Here is a 22,299-nt window from a genome sequence, read left to right as displayed (position 1 = left end):
AATTAAGGATTTTTGTCATATTGCAATAGCTGCCCTCAAGGGTATAATTTGACCGGCTTTAAGAGCTGTTAACATGGGGTCTTCGGAACCCGATTTTTTACAGTTCTGTAATGTTCAGGGGTAGGTTGGTGAAGCAGAAATTAGCCTTGGAAGGTTTGACACTGGCCTTGGTTATGCTCGTTTGTCAGCTCATCCTGATCCTGGCGATGAGTGCCGTCTGGTTTTATCTGACTGGTGCCAGCGCCGGTTATTCCGCCCTCTACGGAGGGGGGATGTACTGGGTTCCTCAAGCCTTGTTTACTGTCTGGGTGCTGCGCCGCAAGGTGACAACCGAGAGTGTGGGCCTGGTTTTGCGGGACTTTTATGGTGGGGCAGGGATTAAGCTCATTTCTACAACAGGTCTATTCGCCCTGATGTTTGGTGCGGGAGTCGAGGTCGTTACCGTCTCGTTTTTCGCCACTTATATCCTCGCCCTCGTTGTACAGTGGATGGTTTCATTCACGCTTAACAACCACTATTAGGAAAACTCATGTCTGCAACCGGAGAAGTCCTGACTCCTCAGGGATATATCTCCCACCACCTGACCCACCTTCAAGTCGGGTCCGGGTTCTGGACGGTCAATATCGACTCAATGATATTTTCCGTCGTGCTAGGCGCCCTGTTTATCCTGTTGTTCCGCAAAGTAGCCGTTAACGCTACCAGCGGTGTGCCGGGTAAGCTGCAGTGCTTTGTGGAGATGCTGGTCGAGTTTGTGAATGGTAACGTCAAAGACATCTTTCACGGTCGCAACAAGGTCATCGCACCTTTGGGGCTGACTGTGTTTGTGTGGATCTTCCTGATGAACTTCATGGATCTGATCCCCGTTGACTTTATCCCTCACGCTGCACAATTGATGGGTATTCCCTATCTGCGTGTGGTTCCCTCTGCTGACGTTAACATCACCATGTCCATGGCTTTGGGCGTGTTCTTCTTGATCCTGTACTACAGCATCAAGGTCAAGGGTATCGGCGGGTTTGTGAAGGAGCTGACGCTTCAGCCTTTCAACCACCCGGCGGCCATCCCGGTTAACCTCATCCTGGAAACTGTTACGCTGATTTCCAAACCTGTTTCTCTGGGTCTTCGACTGTTCGGCAACATGTATGCTGGCGAACTGATCTTTATCCTGATTGCTGGTTTGTTACCCTGGTGGTCACAGTGGATCCTGTCCGTGCCTTGGGCAATTTTCCACATCCTGATCATCACTTTGCAGGCATTCATTTTCATGGTTCTGACCATCGTCTATCTGTCGATGGCGCAGGAAGACCATAATTGATGCAACTCAAATAATCCTTTTTGTACAAACAATTACATCTAAATAACTGGAGATCCTCATGGAAAACTTGAACATGGACCTGCTGTACATCGCTGCTGCAATGATGATGGGTCTGGCGGCTATCGGCGCTTCCATCGGTATCGGTATCCTGGGTGGCAAGTTCCTGGAAGGTGCTGCTCGTCAACCGGATCTGATCCCTGTTCTGCGTACCCAGTTCTTCATCGTAATGGGTCTGGTGGATGCGATCCCGATGATCGCCGTTGGTCTGGGTCTGTACGTGATGTTTGCGGTTGCTGGCTAAGTCGTTACGACTCATCCAGGCATAACCCATTAACTAACTATAAGAGGACATCGGCTGTGAATATCAATGCCACCCTCCTCGGCCAAGCAATTGCTTTTTTCTTCTTCGTAGTGTTTTGCATGAAGTACGTATGGCCGCCGCTGATTGCTGCCATCGAAGCCCGTCAGAAAGCTATTGCTGACGGTCTCTCTTCTGCCGAACGTGCCAAGAAAGATCTGGATTTGGCCAAGGCCAACGCCACCGATCAGCTGAAAGAAGCCAAGCTGCAGGCTGCTGAAATCATTGAACAGGCTAACAAACGTAAAGCCCAGATCATTGATGAAGCCGCCGCTGGTGCCCAATCTGAGCGGGAAAAAATCCTGGCTCAGGGCCGTGCCGAGATCGAAGCTGAACGTCATCGTGCCAAAGAAGAACTGCGTAAGCAGGTTGCTGCTCTTGCCATTGCTGGTGCAGAGAAGATCCTGGCGCGTCAAATCGACCAGGCTGCCAACAGCGACATCGTCGACAAACTGGTAGCAGAACTGTAACGGGAACGGGGCTATGTCTGAACTGACTACAATCGCTCGCCCCTACGCCAAGGCTGCTTTCGAGTTTGCCGTTGAGCACAAGGCGGTTGACCAGTGGCTGGGTATGCTCGGTTTCGCTGCGCAAGTAGTGGAAAACGAGACCATGCACAACCTGGTAAACGGCTCTGTGGCTGCCGAAGAGCTGGCAAATCTATTTGTCGGTATCTGCGGTGAGCAACTCGACGAGCATGGCCAGAACCTGATCCGGGTGATGGCCGAGAATGGTCGCTTGGGTGTGCTGCCGGCGGTCGTTGCTGAATTTGTAGCGTTCAAGGCTGAACTGGATAAAGAAGTTCAGGCTGACGTGATTTCGGCGATCGAACTGACCGACCAGCAGAAAGCCAATATTCAGGCTTCTCTGGAACAACGTCTCGCGCGCAAAGTGAAGCTGAATTGCAGCATTGATGCGTCCTTGATGGCCGGGGTGCTCATCAAGGCCGGTGATCTGGTAATCGACGGCACAGTCCGCGGTAAGCTGGATCGCATGGCTGACGCGCTGCAATCTTGATTGGGGTATTAGAGCATGCAACTGAATTCCACTGAAATCGCCGAGCTGATCAAGCAGCGCATTGCGCAGTTTGATGTAAAAAGCGAAGCGCGTAACGAAGGTACTATCGTCTCTGTGAGCGACGGTATCATTCGTATTCACGGCCTGGCCGATGCCATGCAGGGTGAGATGATCGAGCTGCCGGGCAACCGCTACGCTCTGGCATTGAACCTGGAGCGTGACTCCGTCGGTGCGGTGATCATGGGTTCCTATGACGGTCTGTCAGAAGGAATGAAAGTAAAAGGTACTGGCCGTATTCTGGAAGTGCCGGTAGGTCGTGGTCTGTTGGGCCGGGTGCTGAACACCCTGGGTCAGCCGATCGACGGTAAAGGTCCGATCGACAACGACGGCTTCTCGCCGATCGAAGTGATCGCACCGGGCGTTATCGAGCGTAAGTCTGTTGACCAGCCGGTCCAGACCGGTCTGAAAGCCATCGATGCCATGATCCCTATCGGTCGTGGCCAGCGTGAGCTGATCATCGGTGACCGTCAGGTTGGTAAGACCGCCATCGCGATCGACACCATCATCAACCAGAAAGATTCCGGCATTAAGTGTGTCTACGTTGCGATTGGCCAGAAGGCCTCCACCATCGCCAACGTGGTACGTAAGCTGGAAGAGCACGGCGCTCTGGCCAACACCATCGTGGTGGTAGCCTCTGCCTCCGAAGCCGCTGCCCTGCAGTATCTGGCTCCGTATGCCGGTTGCTCCATGGGTGAGTACTTCCGTGACCGCGGTGAAGACGCGCTGATCATCTATGATGACCTGTCCAAACAGGCCGTAGCTTATCGCCAGATCTCCCTGCTGCTGCGCCGTCCGCCAGGACGTGAAGCTTACCCGGGTGACGTTTTCTATCTGCACTCCCGTCTGCTGGAGCGTGCTGCTCGCGTTAACGCCGAGTACGTAGAGAAGTTCACCAATGGTGCCGTGAAAGGCCAGACCGGTTCTCTGACCGCCCTGCCGATCATCGAAACCCAGGCTGGTGACGTTTCTGCGTTCGTTCCGACCAACGTGATCTCCATCACCGATGGTCAGATCTTCCTGACTTCACAGCTGTTCAACTCCGGTATTCGTCCGGCGGTTGACCCGGGTATCTCTGTATCCCGTGTAGGTGGTGCTGCTCAGACCAAGATCGTCAAGAAGCTGTCCGGTGGTATCCGTACCGCACTGGCCCAGTATCGCGAACTGGCGGCATTCGCCCAGTTCTCTTCCGATCTGGACGATGCAACTCGCAAGCAGCTGGATCACGGTGTGAAAGTGACCGAGCTGATGAAGCAGAAGCAGTACTCTCCGCTGAGCGTGGCTCACCAGTCTCTGGTGCTGTTCGCCGCCGAGAAAGGCTATCTCTCCGATGTCGAGCTGAACAAGATCGTCGACTTCGAAGCCGCTCTGCTCTCTTACGCCAATACCCAGCATGGTTCGCTGATGGCTGAAATCAATGCCAAGGCCGACTACAACGACGCGATCGTTGGCAAGCTGACTGCGTTGCTGGATGACTTCAAGGCAACCCAGACCTGGTAAGCGTGTGTGGCAGCGCGAGCTGCCACCTGATGGAGAGTAAGAGATGGCCGGCGCAAAAGAGATACGTAACAAGATCGGGAGTGTGAAAAACACTCAGAAGATCACCGGCGCTATGGAAATGGTGGCAGCAAGCAAAATGCGCCGTGCGCAGGAACGCATGTCTGCCAGCCGTCCGTACGCTGAAACCATGCGCAAGGTGATCGGCCATATCGCTCAGGGGAACTTGGAATACAAGCACCCCTACCTCATCGAACGTGAGGTCAAGCGAGTGGGTTACATCGTCGTCTCCACCGACCGTGGCCTGTGTGGCGGTTTGAACATCAACCTGTTCAAGGCTGCCCTCAATGATATGAAGCAATGGAGCGCGAAAGGTGCCAAGGTTGACCTGGCATTGATCGGTAACAAAGCCTCCAACTTCTTTGAACGGCACGGCGCCAAGGTGAAAGCTCATGTCGCAGGACTGGGCGATAACCCGAGCGTCAATGACCTGATTGGTTCAGTCAAGGTCATGCTGAAGGCTTACGACAACGGTGAGATTGACAAGCTGTATCTGGTGTACAACAAGTTCGTCAACACCATGGTGCAGCAACCACGGGTCGATCAACTGCTGCCTTTGCCCGTAACTGAAGACAGCAAGCTCGCCAAGAAACACCACTGGGATTACCTCTATGAGCCGGATCCCAAGCAACTGCTGGATACCCTGCTGATTCGCTATGTCGAGTCCCAGGTGTACCAGGGGGTAGTGGAAAACTTGGCAAGTGAACAGGCAGCCCGAATGGTTGCCATGCAAGCCGCGACTGACAACGCCGGTAACCTGATTAACGATCTGCAACTGGTATACAACAAGGCCCGTCAGGCCAGTATTACCCAGGAGCTGACAGAGATCGTATCCGGTGCTGCTGCGGTGTAAGGCAAGGGTTATCAAAGGTTTAGAGGATTTGACATGAGTAACGGTTTCATCGTCCAAATCATCGGCGCTGTGGTGGACATCGAGTTCCCGCAGGATGCCGTGCCCCAGGTGTACGATGCACTGAAGGTCGTTAGCGAAGGTCAAGGCCAGGGTCTGGTGCTGGAAGTTCAGCAACAGATCGGTGGCGGCGTCGTTCGTTGCATCACCATGGGCTCCTCCGACGGTCTGCGTCGTGGGTTGGAAGTAGTGAATAGCGGTAAATCCATCCAGGTTCCGGTCGGTACTGCGACTCTGGGTCGGATCATGAACGTACTGGGCGAGCCAATCGACGAAAAAGGTCCGATCGGTGAAGAAGAGTGCTGGTCTATCCACCGCGCTGCCCCCAGCTACGAAGATCAGTCCAACAGCAACGATCTGCTGGAGACCGGCATCAAGGTTATCGACCTGGTATGCCCGTTCGCCAAGGGTGGTAAAGTTGGTCTGTTCGGTGGTGCCGGTGTAGGCAAAACCGTAAACATGATGGAGCTGATCCGTAACATCGCGATCGAACACAGTGGTTATTCTGTATTCGCCGGTGTAGGTGAGCGTACCCGTGAGGGTAACGACTTCTACCACGAGATGATGGAGTCCAACGTACTGGACAAAGTATCTCTGGTTTACGGTCAGATGAACGAGCCGCCCGGAAACCGTCTGCGCGTTGCGCTGACCGGCCTGACCATGGCGGAGAAGTTCCGTGACGAAGGTCGTGACGTGCTGTTCTTCGTGGACAACATCTACCGTTACACCCTGGCCGGTACTGAAGTATCCGCACTGCTGGGCCGTATGCCTTCCGCAGTAGGTTACCAGCCGACCCTGGCCGAGGAGATGGGTGTTCTGCAAGAACGTATCACCTCCACCAAGACCGGTTCCATCACCTCCGTACAGGCCGTTTACGTGCCTGCGGATGACTTGACTGACCCGTCTCCGGCGACCACCTTCGCCCACCTGGATGCGACCGTTGTACTGTCCCGTCAGATCGCGGCACTGGGTATCTACCCGGCCGTTGACCCGCTGGACTCTACCTCTCGTCAGCTGGATCCGCTGGTGGTTGGCAAAGAGCACTACGAGACCGCTCGTGGCGTTCAGACCGTACTGCAGCGCTACAAAGAGCTGAAGGACATCATCGCCATCCTGGGTATGGATGAACTGTCAGAAGAAGACAAACTGACCGTAGCCCGTGCCCGTAAGATCGAGCGTTTCCTGTCCCAGCCGTTCTTCGTAGCAGAAGTGTTTACCGGTTCTCCGGGTAAATACGTGCCGCTGAAAGAGACCATCCGTGGTTTCCAGGGCATCCTGAAAGGCGAGTATGACGATCTGCCCGAGCAGGCGTTCTACATGGTTGGCGGTATCGACGAAGTCGTCGAGAAATCCAAGAAACTGTAAGCCTCGACAGGAGGGCCCATGGCAGAGATGATCTCCTTTCACCTGGATGTGGTGAGCGCCGAAGGAAAACTGTTTTCCGGCCGCGTGCAAACTGCTCAGGTATCAGGCTCCGAAGGTGAGTTGGGTCTCCGCCACGGTCATGCTCCGTTGCTGACTGCCATCAAGCCGGGCCTGGTCCGCTTGATGAAGCAGAACGGAACTGAAGAGGTGCTGTACATCTCCGGCGGCATGCTGGAAGTACAACCTGAATCCGTGACCGTGCTGGCGGACACCGCGATTCGTGCTGACGACTTGGATGAGGCGAAAGCCCAGGAAGCCAAGCGTGCAGCCGAAGAGCGGATCCACAGCTCCCATGGTGATATCGACTACGCCCAGGCCGCCACCGAGCTGGCCAAGGCGATGGCTCAACTGCGAGTCATCGATATCGTCAAAAAGAATTACCGCTAATAACGGTGATGTAAAAAGCGACCTTCGGGTCGCTTTTTTTTTACCCGTTCGATAGACTCCGCCGAGTATTTCCACACAAGTTCAAGGTCGAAGTCATGTCTCTCAACGTCGTGATCCTGGCGGCGGGTAAAGGTACCCGCATGCGTTCCGTTCTGCCCAAGGTACTGCACCCGGTAGCCAACAAACCCATGGTTTCCCATGTGATCGATACCGCCCGTCAGGTCGGCGCCGAGCAGCTTCATCTGGTCTATGGTCACGGTGCCGAGCTGCTGAAAGAGCGGATCGTGGCCGCCGACGTGAACTGGGTGTTGCAGGCGCAGCAGCTGGGAACCGGTCACGCCGTCGCCCAGGCCATCCCGTTCTGGCAGGATGAAGACGACGTGCTGGTGCTGTACGGCGATACCCCGCTGATCCAGCCTGAGACCCTGCAACGACTGCTGGCTGCCAAGGCCAGCGATGGCATGGCACTGCTGACCGTGGTGCTGGATAACCCGACCGGCTATGGCCGCATCGTCCGGGAAAATGGTCAGGTGGTCGGTATCATCGAGCAGAAAGATGCCAACGCCGAGCAGCTGACCATCCGCGAAGTGAACACCGGCGTGCTGGTAGCCAACGGCGGTCAGCTGCGCAGCTGGCTCTCCCGTCTGGATAACAAAAATGCTCAGGGTGAGTTCTATCTGACCGACGTGATCGCCATGGCGCACGGCGATGGTTGCCCGATTGCGGCGGTCCATCCGGAGCGTGCCGCCGAGGTGGAAGGGGCCAACAACCGGGTCCAGCTGGCTGCCCTTGAGCGCAGCTACCAGCAGATGCAGGCCGAGAAGCTGATGATCGCCGGTGCTACCCTGATCGACCCGGCCCGCTTCGATCTGCGCGGAACCCTCGAGATCGGTGAAGAGGTGGTGATCGACGTCAACGTCATCATCGAAGGCAAGGTAACCCTCGGCAACCACGTCCGTATCGGTGCCGGTGCCGTGCTGAAGGATTGCGTCATTGGCGATCACACCGAAGTGAAGCCCTACTCCATCGTTGAAGGGGCTCAGGTGGCGGATCAGTGCTCGGTCGGCCCGTTTGCCCGTCTGCGCCCGGGCGCAGTGCTGGAGCAGGATGCCCATGTCGGCAACTTCGTCGAGATGAAGAAGGCCCGTCTGGGGGTTGGTTCCAAGTGTGGTCACCTCACCTATCTGGGAGATGCAGAGGTTGGTGCCAAGGTGAATATCGGTGCCGGTACCATCACCTGCAACTACGACGGCGTGAACAAGTTCCAGACCATCATCGAGGATGATGTGTTTGTCGGTTCCGATACCCAGCTGGTGGCGCCGGTGCGCATTGGCAAGGGGGCTACTCTGGGGGCGGGTTCCACCATCACCAGGGATGTGGCCGAAAACGAGCTGGTGATCACCCGGGTGCCCCAGCGTCACATCCAGAACTGGGCTCGTCCGGTCAAAAAGAAGTGATGCCCGATCAATAAAATAGAACCGGCGCCTTATGGCGCCTGTTTTTTTGGTTATGGCTGATGGTCGGTGTCACCGGTCGCTGGCTGGGGTGCTGCCCATGAGGTGGTGGGGGCTCTGTAGTCCATCACCTGATACCAGTCCAGCTTGCGGGTCAGCAGCATGATCAGCGCCAGGGTGGTGAACAACAGCAGGGCGCCAAGCAGCAAGGCGATCTCTTCGGCCTGTAACAGGCTGTAGAGGATGGCATAGACCAGCCCGAGTAGTGCCGCGAAGCCGATCCCCTGCTTCGGGCCGCCCAGCACATGGCTTAGATAGAAGCCGTTGAGCAGTACGCTGGCCAGTGCGGCGACCAGATAGGCCCAGCCAAAGCCGAGGTGCTCGGTCAGCGCCAGCAGTACCAGATAGAAGATGGCCAGCCCCATGCCCACCAGCGCGTACTGGATCGGGTGGACCCGTAGCCCCTTGAGCAGCTCGAACATGAAGAAGCTGATAAAGGTGAGGCCGATAAACAGCAGGGCATATTTGGCCGCCCGCTCGTTGAGCTGATAGTGATCCACCGGTTGCACCAGACTGACGCTGAAAGTCGGCAGCACCCCATCCCCGCCGTTTATCGCCCGGTTGAAGCGGGTCTCCATGTCGCTGGCAAACCAGCTGGTTTGCCAGTTGGCCTCAAACCCTTGTTGGCTCAGGGTGCGACTGCCCGGCAGAAAGTCGCCGATAAAGTTGGGATGGGGCCAGTTTCCAGCCAGCAACAGGGTGCTCTCCTTGCCCAGCGGCACTATGTCGAGGGCGTTCATCCCCTGCAGATTGAGCTCCAGATGAAAGGTGCCATCCTGCTGGGGAAGGTTGTCGAGCGGGGCATGGATACCCGCCAGCGTGTCACCGAGGCGGGCGCCGGGGGCAAACGGAATCCGCTGGGTGCCGAGTAGCAATTCGGGGACGCTGTTGATACCGCGAGCATCGGAGAGCACCAGGCTCAGGTAGGGTTTGCCCGCCACCAGCTCAGCCGCTTCATCAAGCAGTGGGTTCGCATTATCCAGCAGATTCTGTCGGGTAGGCAGGCGGCCCGAGAGGGTGAGTCGGGTCTGGTAGACCTGCGCCTGATAGATGCCCAGCTTGCGCGGGGTGACCTCCATGTTGGCTTTGATATCCAGCTGCTCCGGCAGCAGGTAGCGGTAGAGTTGTTCTTGGCGGACGAAGTGCTTGCCCTCCTGTTCGACCGTCACCGAACGGGTATAGGGCTGCACGATAACCGGCCCCATCAGCCGTTGCGGGCCACTGCTGCTGGCCATGATGCTCTGGATCGCCTGATTGCGGTAAATCTGCCGCTCCCGGTTCAGCTCCATGATGGATTGCACCGGCACCATCAATAGCAGGCTGAGCAACAGCAGCAGAAAGATCTTATGGGTGAATATCTGTTTGACCATGACACGTCTCCTTGTTGGATGGAGCGAGTCTGTCAGCCCGGCGTGAAGGGGGGATGAGCTTGTGTGAAGTGGCGGTGAAGGGGATAAAAAAACCGCCATTGCACCGTTATTGGATCCCCGAGGTTGCCGGTGCAATGCGCTTCGCTTCGTGCACCCTACGTCCTTTCTCGTTTGTCTGCTCGCGACAGGGTGATCGGGCGGTCGATGCAAAGGGGGTATCGGCCGTGGGTGGCCGCCCTGCTGGCCAGCCGCAGGTTGGATTGTTTCACTGGTGCGACAGCCAAAAAACTATTAGGTCATTTTTTGCAAAAATCACCACGGGCAGCGAGCTGCCAACCGGCAGCCTCTCGCAGGGCCGTCGGTCCGATCTGCGCAGCCTGACCATACCCATCACATTAAAGACTCCGTCACCCCGACGAGGAGTGAATGTCGACATCTCGGCAACCCTCCTCTGACGGTGTGGGATAAGCACGATCACATGTTTAATGGTTTGGGTATTACAGGGTTTTGAGCTTCTCGGGCAGGGCGGCCAGCACCTCTTCTTTCGCCTTAAGGGAGGCGAACTGCTTGCCCGGTTTCTGCACCACGGTATGGACGAAGATCAGCTGCTTGCCCGGTTTGCTGGCCCAGCCGACGAACCAGCCGATCTGCTGATCGCGGTTGAGGCTGCCATCCAGCTTTTTCGGGTAGCCCATGCCGGTCTTGCCGTGGATCTGCCAGCCGTCGATCTCGCTCACCTTGAGGATATTGGCGGTGTACTGCAGGGTTTGCGCCGAGACCGGTAGCTTGCCGCTCACCATCTTGCCGAGGAAGCGGGCCTGCTCCTGTGGACTGATGGCGAGGCTGGAACTGAGCCAGGCCTGAGTCAGACCGTCATGCTTGCCCGGATTGCCGGAGAGATCCCGGTTGCCATAGTCGAAGCGGTCGACGTACTGCTGGAAACGCTCCATCCCCAGCCATTCGGTAATCTGCTGGGAGAACCAGACCACCGAGTAGGTTTCCCAGCGGCGCGGGGTAGTGGTTTCGCGCCAGGCGGGCAGCCAGTCGTCGTAACCCGGTTTGAAGGGCAGTGCCGGATGCTCTTCATCCACCAGAAAGCCGCTGTCATAGCCCATCAGTGCCAGCGGGATCTTGAAGGTGGATGCGGGTGGCAGCTGGCTGGAGCAGTCCCCTTCGCTGGAGAGGGTTTGACCGTTGCCATCGGCATAGAGAAAACAGCCGCTGGCGGCGGAGGCCGGCACTGCGCAGAGCAGACCGGTAGCCAGCAGGCTGGAGAGAAGCAGGCGAGACATGGGGCGATTCCTTGGGTTGATAAGTGAAAGAGCGACAGGATAGCGCCGCTCTGTGTGGTAAATGTGAAGTTGTGGGGAGGTTACTAGGCGAATGGCAGCCAGAGTTCCGCCAATGCGCCACCTTCCGGCCGATTGGCCAGGGTCAGGCGACCACCATGCTGGTGGGCCACCTCATGGGCGAAACTGAGCCCGAGGCCGCTGCTCTTGCCCTTGTCCGGCCGTGGCAGGGAGTAGAAGCGCTCAAAGATGCGTGGCAGGGCGTAGTCCGGAATACCGGGGCCGCAGTCGGTGACCCGGAAACAGTACCCCTCCTCCTGCTGGGTGCCGCTGAGAGTGACGCTGGCACCTGCCGGTGAAAAGTCGATGGCGTTGTCCAACAGGTTGCCGATGGCCTGCTCTACCAGCAGCGGGTCCCACTTCTGTTTCGGTGCGCTGGCCAGATCGGCCACCAACTCGATCTGACGGCGCTGGGCAATGATTTGGCGGGCGTCGAGGGTGCGCTTGCCCAGTTTTGCCGGTTCCACCGACTGGCGATCCAGCCCCTGCCCCGACTCCAGCCGTGCCAGTTGCAGCATTCGCTCGATCAGCTGCTGCATGCGGGCAGTTTCCAGATTGATGTTGCCGATAAACCGTTTGGCCACCTCGGGCGGCGGCGTTTCGGCCAGGATCTCCCCTGCCCCGCGAATGGCGGCCAGCGGGCTTTTCAGCTCGTGGGTCAGGCTATGGACGTAGTCCTCGATGTAGCTCTTGCCATCGAGCTGGTGGCGCATGGTCTCCAGCGAGCGGCCGAGCCGATCCAGTTCAACGGTGTGCAGCCTTGGCAGGGTTGCCGCCTCCCCCTTGCTGACCGAGTCGGCGTAGTGCACCAGCTTGCCGATAGAGCGGTTTAGCCACCACACCAGCAGGCTGCCGATCAGCAGCGAGATAAGCAGCATCTGGCCGCCGGCCCGCAGCAGCTCTTGTTCCCCCCGCTCGATAGCGGGCATCAGGGTGCGGTTGGGTTTGGCGACGGTGAGGGAGCCGATTATTTGGGCTCCTTCCCGCAGCGGTGCCGCCACATACATGGTCGAGCTGGTGGCATCATCGGGATCGGTGCGGGTGCTGCGGGCGCCATACTGGCCGCGCAGGGTGCGGTAGACATCGTTCCAGCGCGAATAGTCCTTGCCCAGATCGGTACCGTCCGAGTCGTAAATCACCATCCCTTGCCGATCAGTCACATAGATGCGGTACTCCGCCTGCTGTTTGAGGTGGCCGTCGATCATCGCATTGATGGGTTTCTGGTTGAGACGGGCGAAGGCGCTGGCCAGCCGCCCGTTCATCATATTGCCCTCTTGCAGATCATCGAGCGCCAGTGGCGCCAGCAGCTGGGTCATGTCCACCAGAGTATCCTCGGTGGCGCTGCGCACCCCGGGTTTGATCTCCTCGACGAAGATCTCCAGCACGAACCAGGCGGCCAGCGCGAAGATCAGCAGCAGCCCGCACAGCAGTTGCAGTCCTAGTCTCATGCCAGCTCCAGGCTGTAGCCCAGTCCGCGATGGGTGAGGATCAGGTTGGCCTCGGGATCATGTTCGCGCAGCTTGGCGCGAATTGTCTTGATATGGGTATCGACGGTGCGATCCAGACTCTCTTCGGCATCCTGCCACACCAGATCCATCAGCTGCTGGCGGGAGTAGACCCGGCCCGGCGCCAGCATCAGGGTCTTGAGCAGCAGATATTCGTAGCGGGTGAGTGCCAGCGGCTGGCCGTGAAAATGGATGCGGGCCCGCTCCTCATCCAGCACCAGCAGGGCGCTGGGTTGGGGGGCAACGGGTTGGCTACGGCGCAGAATAACCCGCACCCGGGCACACACCTCCCGTGGCGAGAAGGGTTTGGCCACATAGTCGTCGGCACCGATCTCCAGCCCAATCAGCCGATCTATCTCCTCGCTGCGGGCGGTGAGGAACATCAGGGGAATATCGGTCAGCTCCCTCACCTGTTTGCAAAGTTCGAAGCCACTGATGTCGGGCAGTCCCACGTCAAGGATCAGAAAGTCGGGCCGGCTCTGGGCTAACCGGCTTAGCAGCTGCTGGCCCAGAGTGAACCACTCTACCTCGAACCCATCGGTCTGCAGGGCGTAAATCAGGGTATCGGCGATGCTGGCCTCATCTTCCACCAGCCAGATAACTCTCTTTTGCATGGCATCCTCGTCGCAAATCGGCTCCTCATTCTGGCATCGAACCAAATCGGATCCTATTTGCTGTTTTATTTTTCCGAAAAAGGCGTTAACATTTCGATGTTCTTTCGAATCGAAACTTAAAAATGACCAAACGTAATACTCAGCAGCGCCGTCACACCATAGTCACCCTGGTACAAGAGCAGGGGGAAGTGAGTGTCGATGCCCTCGCCAAGCACTTTTCTACCTCTGAAGTGACCATCCGTAAAGATCTGGCGGTGCTGGAGACCGGTGGTCTGCTGCTGCGCCGCTACGGTGGTGCCGTCCCCCTCCCCTCCGAGATGGTAGTGGAGTCGAACCCGGAACAAGTTTCGAATCGAAAGTTAGCGATTGCCCGTGCGGCGGCGGAGCGGTTGCGTGACCACAACCGCGTCATCATCGACAGCGGCAGCACTACCAGCGCCATGATCCCGCTGCTCGGCAACAAGCGCGGCCTCATCGTGATGACCAATTCCCTCAACGTGGCGGGCGCCCTGCGCGAGCTGGAGAACGAGCCCACCCTGCTGATGACCGGCGGTACCTGGGATCCCCATTCCGAATCCTTTCAGGGTCAGGTGGCTGAACAGGTGCTGCGATCCTATGACTTCGACCAACTTTTTATCGGTGCCGACGGCATCGACCCGGAGCGCGGCACCACTACCTTCAACGAGCTGGTGGGACTGTCACGGGTGATGGCCGAGGTGTCGCGGGAAGTTATCGTCATGGTCGAGTCGGAGAAGATCGGCCGCAAGATCCCCAATCTCGAACTGCCCTGGTCAAGCATCCATACCCTGGTGACCGACGAGGGGCTGGCCAGTGAGGCCAGAGAACAGATTCAAGCCCAAGGGGTGACACTTATCTGTGCCCCCGTCAGTAACTGACAGCCCGCTTGCTGGCTGAGTGGTCTGAACCATCCAACTGAATTTACGATTTGCATCTCAAGGAGAAGTGTATGTGTGGCATCGTCGGGGCAGTCGCCCAACGTGATGTGGCTGAAATTCTGGTAGAGGGGCTACGCCGCCTCGAGTACCGCGGTTACGACTCCGCCGGTGTGGCGGTGTTCAGTGCCAGCCAGCCGCTGCAGCGGGTACGCCGTCTGGGCAAGGTGGCCGAGCTGGCCAAGGCGCTCGACGAGCAGTCCGTCCACGGCGGTACCGGCATCGCCCACACCCGTTGGGCCACCCATGGCGAGCCCTCCGAGCGCAACGCCCATCCCCACGTCTCCGACCATATCGTGGTAGTACACAACGGCATCATCGAGAACCACGAAGAGCTGCGTGAAACGCTCAAGGGTCTGGGTTACGAGTTCAACTCGGATACCGACACCGAGGTGATCGCCCATCTGGTGCACCACGAGCTGAAATCCGCCGGCTCCCTGCTGGCTGCCATGCAAAAGGCGGTGAAGCAGCTGCGCGGCGCCTACGGTACCGTGGTGATGGACAGCCGTGATGACAGCCGTGTGGTGGTTGCCCGCTCCGGCTCGCCGTTGGTGATTGGCCGCGGTATCGGTGAAAATTTCATCGCTTCCGACCAGCTGGCCCTGCTGCCGGTCACCCGTCGCTTCCTCTTCCTGGAAGAGGGCGATGTAGCCGAAGTGACTCGCCGCGACGTGCACATTTTCGACGTAACCGGCAACCCGGTTGAGCGTGAAGAGAAAGAGTCCGATATCTCCCACGATGCCGGTGACAAGGGCGAATACCGTCACTACATGCTCAAAGAGATCCACGAGCAGCCCAAAGCCATCACCAACACGCTGGAAGGGCGTCTGGGCAGCGATCATGTGGTGGTCGAATCGTTCGGCAACGGCGCGCGCGCCATCTTCGAAAAGGTGGAGCATGTGCAGATCGTCGCCTGCGGCACCTCCTACCACTCCGGCATGGTCGCCCGCTACTGGTTTGAAGAGATCGCTGGCGTCTCCTGCGATGTAGAGATCGCCTCTGAATTCCGCTACCGCAAATCCGTGGTGCGTCCCAACAGCCTGCTGATCACCCTCTCCCAGAGCGGTGAGACCGCCGATACTCTGGCCGCTCTGCGTCTGGCCAAGGAGTCCGGTTACATGAGCTCGCTGGCCATCTGCAACGTACCGGGTTCCTCGCTGGTGCGTGAGTCGGCGTTGGCCTTTATGACCCGTGCCGGTGCCGAGATCGGTGTTGCCTCTACCAAGGCATTCACCACCCAACTGGCTGGCCTGCTGATGCTGGTGGCCTCGGTCGGTCACTGCCGTGGCAATCTGAGTGCGGCTGCCGAGGCCGAGTTGGTCAAGGCGCTCCACGCCCTGCCTCAGCGCATCAAGGAGAGCCTGGCGCTGGCCAAGGATATCGAAACCCTGGCCGAAGAGTTTGCCGACAAGCAGCACAGCCTGTTCCTCGGTCGTGGCAGCCAGTACCCTATCGCCATGGAAGGTGCGCTCAAGCTCAAAGAGATCTCCTACATCCACGCCGAAGCCTATGCCGCAGGTGAACTGAAGCACGGCCCGCTGGCGCTGATCGATGCCGAGATGCCCATCATTGTGGTGGCGCCGAACAACGATCTGCTGGAGAAGCTGAAGTCCAACGTGGAAGAGGTGCGCGCCCGTGGCGGTATCCTCTACGTCTTCGCCGATGCCGATACCGGCTTCAAGAGCGACGAGACCATGCGGGTCATGAACCTCAACCATGTGGAAGAGGTGATCGCCCCCATCGTCTATACCGTGCCGCTGCAGCTGCTCTCCTACCACGTTGCCCTCATCAAGGGCACCGACGTGGATCAGCCGCGCAACCTGGCAAAATCGGTGACTGTCGAGTAAGTCGCTGTCAGAGATAAAAAAGAGCCGCAATTGCGGCTCTTTTTGTTACTGGCCTCCGCTCAGGAGAGGCGCAGGTTGGTGATGGTCACCTCGTCGAGGGAGGGCACTATGATGCCGCTGGTGATCCCTTTGGCGATGGCCTGACTGCGGTTCTTCGAATCGGTCTTGTTGGTCACCTGGGTCAGGTGAAAGTTGACCGTCCGTTCACTGATGCCGAGGATGGTGGCGATCTCCCAGGAGGTCTTGCCCTCGCTGGCCCAGAACAGGCACTCCTTCTCCCGGTCCGACAGCTCGGTCAGGTATTTCATCATGTCCGGTCGGCTTTTGATCAGTTGCAGCGCTGAATTGAAGATGTAGCTGGCACAAAATGAGAGCAGCGGGACATTTTCAAACATCAGGTCGGAGTTGGACTTCTCCTTGGTGATGAAGGAGAGGATGCCGTGTTCTCCCTGCGGAGTATGGAGCGGAAAGGAGACGCCATTGCGTACCCCGAAATCGGCTGCCAGATTCATCACGTCGCGGCTGGCGCTGGGTAGCCAGGGAGAGTCGCAGTCTAGCTTGTTCCAGAAGATCGGCTGGGTCTGTTTCAGCCCCAGATAGACTACCGGATCCTGGGTCAGATACTGATTTTCGCTATAAGCGTCGAACCAGGTGGTCGGACAGTTGTTGAACAGTGCTACGTGGGATTTTTGCATGCTGATGGGGAAAATAATCAGCAGTCGGAAGTAATCAAAGCCCATTTGATGACTGAAGCGCTCAAGCAATTGCTGGATGTCGCTGGTTTTTGTTGCCTTGGTGAACTTGTCTATATGTTCCCAGATCGCATCGTTGAGCATGACTTTCTCCTTTTTCGATCTCTATCACACTGATCGAAAAGATTTTTCTCGTTATTTATATTTGTGTGGTGGCTATTGGCGCCATTTATTCCGTGCGTGTCTAAAAATTATCCTGTTTTTGTGCATAAAGGCCAAGGAAATCCTCTCGTTGCCAGTCTGCGTTGCATTTGAGATAATGATAATAGTTATCATTAATAAGATGTATTTCAATGAACAAGTTATGGGGTGTGGCCCTGCTGCCACTGTCAGTCCACTTTGCTGCCATCGGGGATGAGCTGGTTGCTCCCGCCCTCAAGAACAGCATAGCTGCCGGGAAAGCTTCCCAACTGCGGGTGGAAAAAGCCGCCGATGCCGCCGTTGCCGCGCGACTGGAGCTACAAAATGCCCAGCTGCAACTGCGCGACCTCGAAGCCTACAACCGCTACATGCAATCTCTGGTGGCCGATCAGCAAAATGAGCTGGGCAAAATGAGCCAGCAGCTGGAAGCTGTGCAAGAGACCCGCCAGGGTTTGATTCCGCTGATGTTGCAGATGCAGGCAGATCTGGAACAGCTGGTGCAAAATGACATCCCGCTGCGCAAGGAAGATCGTTTGGCGCGGGTTGAACAGTTGAAAGCGACCCTGGCTCGTGCAGACGTTAGCGAGGCAGAGAAATTCCGTCAGCTGCTGCAGGCCTATCAGATTGAAGCCGAGTACGGCAGCCGGATGGACAGCTATTCCGCCGAGCTGGAGCTGGATGGTGCTCCGCGTCGGGTCGATGTGCTGGCGCTGGGCCGTGTCTCCCTGCTGGCGATGACTGCCGATCGCAGTCAGGCATGGCGCTGGTCTGCCGAGGCGAAGCAGTGGCAAGCCCTCGACAGCCAGTGGCTCTCCCCCATCGCCGAGGCGATGGATGTGGCCGCTGACAAGAAGGTTCCCCAGTTGCTCAACGTCCCCCTCTCTGTCAGCCGTAGTCAGGAGGCCCAATCATGAGAGTCACCATGAAGTGGTTCCCCCTCCTTATTGCCCTCTCCTGCGGTGCCAACGCCGCTGTCGCCGATGAGTGGCAGCAGCAGGAACAGGCTCGCGAACAGCAGGCTCAGCAAGATCTGGCGACCGTTGCCAAGGAGCTCGGCACTGCCCGCGCCAGACTGGCCGAGGCCCAGCGCCTGAGCAAGGAGCTGGCCGGCCAGTTCGCCAGCAACGAGAAGCAGCTGGTCGAACTCAACGCCCGGTGGGAGCAAGCCTCCGGCGACATGAACGAGATCTTCGCGGTCACCCGTCAGGGCGCCAGCGATGCAGTCAAGCTGCTGAGCGAATCCGCAGTCGAGGGCCAGTACCCGGAGCGTCTCGCCCCGCTAAAGGCCATGGCACAGGATAAACAGGTGCCGGATCGCGCCGCCCTTGCCCTGCTGCCCGCCACTCTGTTGCAGGAGATCCGCGAATCTGGCCGGATTGCCCAGTTCAACGGCAAGGTGCTCGATGCCCAGGGGGCTGCCAGCGATCAGTCGCTGACCCGGGTTGGCAGCTTTGCCCTGCTGGAGAGCGACGGCTTCCTGCAACCGACCGCCGAGGGCTTGAGTCCAGTCTTGGGTCTGCCCGGTAGCGTGCTTTCTGCCGTTGCCGCTTATCAGGGTCAGGAAGGGGAAGCGCTGCCGCTGGATCCTTCTCATGGCGCTCTGCTGGCGATGCTGGCGCAGGCGCCCACCTTCTGGCAGCAGGTACAACAAGGTGGTCAGGTTGGCGCCATTATCGTGCTGCTGGCTGCCATCGGCTTGGGGATCGCAGCGGTACGGCTGTGGAGCCTCTCTCGTGAGCTGGGTCGGGTTCGTCGCCAGCTCAAGAGTGGCGAGTACCATGCAGACAATGCCCTCGGCCGGGTGCTGACGGTGGCGGACAAACACCCCGAGCTGAGCATGGAGACCCTCGAGCTGCGTCTTGATGAGGCAATCCTGCAGGAGACCCCTCGCATGGAGCGTGGCATCGGCATGGTCAAGGTGATCGCAGCCATCGCCCCCATGTTGGGTCTGCTCGGCACCGTGACCGGGATGATCGGCACCTTCCAGGCCATCACCCAGTTTGGTACTGGCGATCCCAAGATCATGGCGGGCGGCATCTCCATGGCGCTGGTCACCACGGTACAGGGTCTGGTAGCGGCCATTCCGCTGATCCTGGCCCATAGCCTGCTGCAATCGCGCTTCACCGAGCTATCCAATGTGCTGGAGCAGCAGGTGGCCGGTATTCTGGCCGAGCGCGCCGAGAGCAATAACGGCGGGATGGAGCGAGCAGCATGATGCTCGACATCTGGCAACAGCTGCAGAGCTTCATGGGCCGTGGCGGCCCGGTGCTCTGGGTCATTCTGGCCCTGCTGGTGCTGATGTGGATTTTGATGATCGAGCGGCTGCTCTACCTCAATCTGGGTTTCGGCCCGTTGCAGCAACAGCTGCTCGGCCGCTGGCAGGCGCGCAGCGAGCGCCACAGCTGGCACGCCCGGGCGATCCGCAGCCGCTGGCTGGCGCAGGCGGAGCTGGAACTGAACCGTCATCTGATCTTCATCCGCACCCTGGTGGTGCTCTGCCCCATGCTGGGGTTGCTGGGCACTGTGACCGGCATGATCGGCGTATTCGATGCGTTGGCCGCGGCCAACCGCTTTAACCCGGAGAGCATGGCGGGCGGGATCTCCCGCGCCACCATCCCCACCATGGCAGGCATGGTGGTGGCGCTATCCGGCGTGTTGTTACTCAGTCGGCTCGAGAGTCAGGCCAAGCGTGCGCTGGCCAAGACCCGGGACGGCCTGCGAGAAGAGAAGGTAATGCAATGAGACGGCAATCCAAACGCCAGCGTGACGAAGTGCAGATCGACATGACCCCCATGCTGGATATCGTGTTCATCATGCTGATCTTCTTTATTGTCACCACCTCCTTCGTGCGCGAAGCCGGGCTCGAGGTACACAGACCCCAGGCCAGTCAGGCCAAGGCGCAGAAATCTTCCAGCATCATGCTGGCGATCGGGGCTCAGGGTCAGATCTTCCTCGACCGCAAGCAGATCGATGTGGAGCGGGTACAGGCCACCATCGCCCGTCTGCTGGCGGAGCAGCCCGATGCCAGCCTGGTGATCCAGGCCGACGAGCGAGTGCCCCATGGCAAGGTGGTGCGGGTGATGGATGAGGCCAGGGCGGCGGGTATCGCCAATATCGCCGTGGCGGTGGCGCCGAAATGAAATACAAGCTGATGAGCCTGGGGCTGGGGATCGCCCTCAGTCTGGGCATCCTGCTGTTCATGGCCACCCTGGTTGAACCGCCCCGGGGCGAGAAGGTGGCGCGCGAACAGAAGCCCATCGTCATCAATATGCAGAACGAGGTGACCGAGGTGCAGGTGCGCGAGCGTCCGGTGCCGCAGGAACCCGAACCTCTGCCAGAGCCTCCCGCCGCATTGGCCTCGACACCGCTGCCGATGCCCGCAGCGGCCCCCTTGGCAGCTGTTGAGCCGAGTCTGGATCTGGTTTCCAGCCTCAGCGCTGTGCAGGTCTATGCCCCCGGAGTGGCGACCAGTACAGCACCGGTATTGAGTGGCAACTACCACGGCCAGCCGCAGGGGGCGGGTATCGGCGCCGGTGACATGCTGATGCCGCTGCAACGGATCGAGCCGATCTATCCCTACCGTGCCCAGCAGTCAGGTATCGAAGGATTCGTCACCCTGCGCTTTAGCGTGAATGCTGAAGGTAGCGTGCAGGATGTGGAAGTGGTCGAGGCCAAGCCGAAGCGTCAGTTCGAGCGGGCGGCTATGGGGGCGATTAAGCAATGGCGCTATCAGCCGAGACCGGGCGCCACCGACAAGCTGGTGCAGGTCATCACGCTCAAATTCAAACTGGAGTCATAACTATGTTGCGGATCTGGATCTGTCTGTTGGCCCTGGTCAGCCACGCCTGTTTGGCGATGGAGGTCAGTCCTCACTTCTCCCGTCAGCTTGAACCCGTGATGAAGCTCTATCAGTCCGGCCAGTGGCAACAAGCCCAGAGCAAGGCATCCGGCCTCAAGCCAAATAGCGATGCCGAGCGTGCCTGGCTGGCCCAGCTGCAAGCCTCGCTGGCAGCCAATCTGCAACAGACAGCCCAGGCGAGCCGTTATGTGGAGCAGGCTCTCACCTATAAAGAGTGGCCCGAGCAGCAACAGCTCCAGCTGCTGCGACTGCGCGGCGATATTCAGGCTCAGCAATCCAACTGGTCTGGCGCCATCGCCAGCTACAAGGCGGCGCTGGCACTGAAGCAAGACGATGCACTGCGCCTGCGTCTGGCCGGCCTCTATTACCACAACAAGCAGTACGGTGATGCCGCCAGCCAGAGCGAACAGTTGTTGAAGAAGGGTTGGCAGAAGCAGGCCGCCATTATTCGTCTCTCTGCCCTCACCGCCCAGCAACGTTATAGTGTGGCAGCCGATCAGGCGGCCGAGCTGATCCGTCACGAGCCGACAGAGAGCAAATGGTGGCAACAGGCGGTATCGCTAAACCTTTCGGCCCAACGTGGCGATCAGGCGTTGGCGCTGCTGCAGACCGCCATCGACAGAAAACTGATGGATGATGGGGCTGCTCGTAACCAGCTGATCCGCCTCTATGCCTGGCAAGGACTCCCGTATCGTGGAGCCCGTCTGCTGGAAGCGGCCATGGCCAGGGGACAGATGAAGCAAAGTGCTGAAAACCGCCAACTGCTGGCCCAATTGTGGGAAGGTGCCCGGGAGTGGTCACAAGCGGTCGATAGCTGGCAACTGCTGGCCAACCAGCACGGTCAGCCCAAAGCCGCCATGCGTGCCGCCGAACTGCTGCTGCAACAGGGCAAGACAGATGCCGCCATGACCCAGCTCGCCGCCATCAAGTCGGTGAAAGGCGAGCAAGGCAATCGCGCCAAAGCGTTGCTGGTGCAGGCACACCTTACTAAGGAGCAGTATACCCAGGCGCTGGAACTGGCCCGCGAGCTGCAGCAACAGGATAACTGGCAGCAGAAGGCAACCAGCTGGGTCAACTATATCCGGGCACAAAGCGAAGAGTTGAGCAAAAAAACGGCGTAAAAGAGATGCCAAGGGGCTGTTTTGGGGCGTTCAGTTCGCTTTTTCAGCAAACGAACGCATTTTTGCAAAAAGCCCTTGTCATCCCGGCGCGGCTCCCTATAATGCGCCCCTACCAGCACGGCGGAACACGCCGAACTGATGAGCCAGCTTCATTGTGAAGCAGGCGCCGAAAGAAAAGCGAAAACAATCGCTTGACTTTCGAAGTGAGGAGTGTAATATGCGCCTCCTCAGCGCGACAAGCGTGACGCTCT

Annotated in this window: 23 protein-coding genes; 18 read left to right on the top strand and 5 right to left on the bottom strand. The window is 58.5% G+C overall.

Annotation, left to right across the window (positions count from 1 at the left end):
- The first annotated feature begins 110 nt into the window (after positions 1-110).
- From ACE1BR_RS07810 to glmU, 10 genes are all read left to right on the top strand, one after another.
- Entirely contained in the window at positions 111-521 is a 411-nt protein-coding gene (locus ACE1BR_RS07810) for an ATP synthase subunit I (RefSeq protein ID WP_201909234.1), read from the top strand.
- An 8-nt stretch (positions 522-529) separates the two neighbouring features.
- A complete protein-coding gene (gene atpB / locus ACE1BR_RS07805; protein ID WP_042063276.1) occupies positions 530-1,312 on the top strand; it encodes a F0F1 ATP synthase subunit A in 783 nt (260 codons plus the stop codon).
- Between the two features lie 58 nt (positions 1,313-1,370).
- Complete coding sequence (atpE, locus tag ACE1BR_RS07800; protein ID WP_005307205.1) at positions 1,371-1,613, top strand: F0F1 ATP synthase subunit C; 243 nt, start codon at positions 1,371-1,373, stop codon at positions 1,611-1,613.
- A gap of 56 nt (positions 1,614-1,669) precedes the next feature.
- Entirely contained in the window at positions 1,670-2,140 is a 471-nt protein-coding gene (atpF, locus tag ACE1BR_RS07795; RefSeq protein ID WP_005339336.1) for a F0F1 ATP synthase subunit B, read from the top strand.
- Between the two features lie 13 nt (positions 2,141-2,153).
- A complete protein-coding gene (gene atpH / locus ACE1BR_RS07790; RefSeq protein WP_374869111.1) occupies positions 2,154-2,687 on the top strand; it encodes a F0F1 ATP synthase subunit delta in 534 nt (177 codons plus the stop codon).
- Positions 2,688-2,702: 15 nt separating this feature from the next.
- Complete coding sequence (gene atpA, locus ACE1BR_RS07785; protein ID WP_374869109.1) at positions 2,703-4,244, top strand: F0F1 ATP synthase subunit alpha; 1,542 nt, start codon at positions 2,703-2,705, stop codon at positions 4,242-4,244.
- Between the two features lie 43 nt (positions 4,245-4,287).
- Complete coding sequence (atpG, locus tag ACE1BR_RS07780; protein WP_042656889.1) at positions 4,288-5,154, top strand: F0F1 ATP synthase subunit gamma; 867 nt, start codon at positions 4,288-4,290, stop codon at positions 5,152-5,154.
- A 33-nt stretch (positions 5,155-5,187) separates the two neighbouring features.
- Positions 5,188-6,576 carry a F0F1 ATP synthase subunit beta gene (gene atpD, locus ACE1BR_RS07775; RefSeq protein WP_005342353.1) on the top strand — a complete coding sequence of 463 codons (1,389 nt, stop codon included), beginning with the start codon at positions 5,188-5,190 and terminating at the stop codon, positions 6,574-6,576.
- 18 nt (positions 6,577-6,594) lie between these two features.
- Complete coding sequence (locus ACE1BR_RS07770; RefSeq protein ID WP_184157286.1) at positions 6,595-7,023, top strand: F0F1 ATP synthase subunit epsilon; 429 nt, start codon at positions 6,595-6,597, stop codon at positions 7,021-7,023.
- A gap of 95 nt (positions 7,024-7,118) precedes the next feature.
- On the top strand, positions 7,119-8,480 hold the full coding sequence (gene glmU / locus ACE1BR_RS07765; RefSeq protein WP_374869107.1) for a bifunctional UDP-N-acetylglucosamine diphosphorylase/glucosamine-1-phosphate N-acetyltransferase GlmU: 1,362 nt from the start codon (positions 7,119-7,121) through the stop codon (positions 8,478-8,480).
- Between the two features lie 50 nt (positions 8,481-8,530).
- Here the strand turns inward: glmU and creD are convergent, their stop codons facing one another.
- The 4 genes from creD to blrA form a co-directional block, all read right to left on the bottom strand.
- Positions 8,531-9,907, bottom strand: coding sequence for a cell envelope integrity protein CreD (gene creD / locus ACE1BR_RS07760; protein ID WP_374869105.1), 1,377 nt, complete (start codon positions 9,905-9,907; stop codon positions 8,531-8,533).
- Between the two features lie 497 nt (positions 9,908-10,404).
- Positions 10,405-11,199: an OXA-12 family class D beta-lactamase gene (gene blaOXA, locus ACE1BR_RS07755; RefSeq protein WP_374869103.1), complete on the bottom strand. Its 795-nt coding sequence runs from the start codon at positions 11,197-11,199 to the stop codon at positions 10,405-10,407.
- An 83-nt stretch (positions 11,200-11,282) separates the two neighbouring features.
- Positions 11,283-12,704, bottom strand: a complete 1,422-nt coding sequence (gene blrB / locus ACE1BR_RS07750; protein WP_374869101.1) for a beta-lactam sensor histidine kinase BlrB — start codon at positions 12,702-12,704, stop codon at positions 11,283-11,285.
- Entirely contained in the window at positions 12,701-13,375 is a 675-nt protein-coding gene (gene blrA, locus ACE1BR_RS07745; protein ID WP_374869099.1) for a beta-lactam response regulator transcription factor BlrA, read from the bottom strand. The genes blrB and blrA overlap by 4 nt, the downstream gene beginning before the upstream one ends.
- Positions 13,376-13,497: 122 nt before the next feature.
- Here blrA and ACE1BR_RS07740 point away from each other — a divergent pair, with 122 nt between their 5' ends.
- Together ACE1BR_RS07740 and glmS are read left to right on the top strand one after the other, a co-directional pair.
- The gene (locus ACE1BR_RS07740) at positions 13,498-14,271 is read left to right on the top strand and encodes a DeoR/GlpR family DNA-binding transcription regulator (protein WP_374869097.1); all 774 of its coding nucleotides are present in this window, start codon (positions 13,498-13,500) and stop codon (positions 14,269-14,271) included.
- 71 nt (positions 14,272-14,342) lie between these two features.
- A complete protein-coding gene (glmS, locus tag ACE1BR_RS07735; RefSeq protein WP_374869095.1) occupies positions 14,343-16,175 on the top strand; it encodes a glutamine--fructose-6-phosphate transaminase (isomerizing) in 1,833 nt (610 codons plus the stop codon).
- Between the two features lie 59 nt (positions 16,176-16,234).
- Here glmS and ACE1BR_RS07730 read toward each other — a convergent pair whose 3' ends face one another.
- Positions 16,235-17,011 carry a LuxR family transcriptional regulator gene (locus tag ACE1BR_RS07730; protein WP_005357256.1) on the bottom strand — a complete coding sequence of 259 codons (777 nt, stop codon included), beginning with the start codon at positions 17,009-17,011 and terminating at the stop codon, positions 16,235-16,237.
- Positions 17,012-17,220: 209 nt separating this feature from the next.
- Here ACE1BR_RS07730 and ACE1BR_RS07725 point away from each other — a divergent pair, with 209 nt between their 5' ends.
- From ACE1BR_RS07725 to ACE1BR_RS07700, 6 genes are read left to right on the top strand one after another with little or no spacing between them, the layout of a single operon-like run.
- Positions 17,221-17,982, top strand: coding sequence for a DUF3450 domain-containing protein (locus ACE1BR_RS07725; protein ID WP_374869093.1), 762 nt, complete (start codon positions 17,221-17,223; stop codon positions 17,980-17,982).
- Positions 17,979-19,283, top strand: coding sequence for a MotA/TolQ/ExbB proton channel family protein (locus tag ACE1BR_RS07720; RefSeq protein WP_362810120.1), 1,305 nt, complete (start codon positions 17,979-17,981; stop codon positions 19,281-19,283). The genes ACE1BR_RS07725 and ACE1BR_RS07720 overlap by 4 nt, the downstream gene beginning before the upstream one ends.
- The gene (locus ACE1BR_RS07715) at positions 19,280-19,810 is read left to right on the top strand and encodes a MotA/TolQ/ExbB proton channel family protein (RefSeq protein ID WP_005339367.1); all 531 of its coding nucleotides are present in this window, start codon (positions 19,280-19,282) and stop codon (positions 19,808-19,810) included. The genes ACE1BR_RS07720 and ACE1BR_RS07715 overlap by 4 nt, the downstream gene beginning before the upstream one ends.
- Positions 19,807-20,208, top strand: a complete 402-nt coding sequence (locus ACE1BR_RS07710; RefSeq protein WP_374869090.1) for an ExbD/TolR family protein — start codon at positions 19,807-19,809, stop codon at positions 20,206-20,208. Before ACE1BR_RS07715 ends, ACE1BR_RS07710 begins: the two co-directional genes overlap by 4 nt.
- Positions 20,205-20,867, top strand: a complete 663-nt coding sequence (locus ACE1BR_RS07705) for a TonB family protein (RefSeq protein WP_374869088.1) — start codon at positions 20,205-20,207, stop codon at positions 20,865-20,867. The genes ACE1BR_RS07710 and ACE1BR_RS07705 overlap by 4 nt, the downstream gene beginning before the upstream one ends.
- A 2-nt stretch (positions 20,868-20,869) precedes the next feature.
- Complete coding sequence (locus ACE1BR_RS07700; RefSeq protein WP_374869086.1) at positions 20,870-22,048, top strand: hypothetical protein; 1,179 nt, start codon at positions 20,870-20,872, stop codon at positions 22,046-22,048.
- The last annotated feature ends 251 nt before the right edge of the window (positions 22,049-22,299 follow it).

This window comes from Aeromonas sp. MdU4 (assembly GCF_041929505.1).
Taxonomy (GTDB): Bacteria; Pseudomonadota; Gammaproteobacteria; order Enterobacterales; family Aeromonadaceae; genus Aeromonas.
This window is presented reverse-complemented; position numbering and strand designations above follow the sequence as displayed.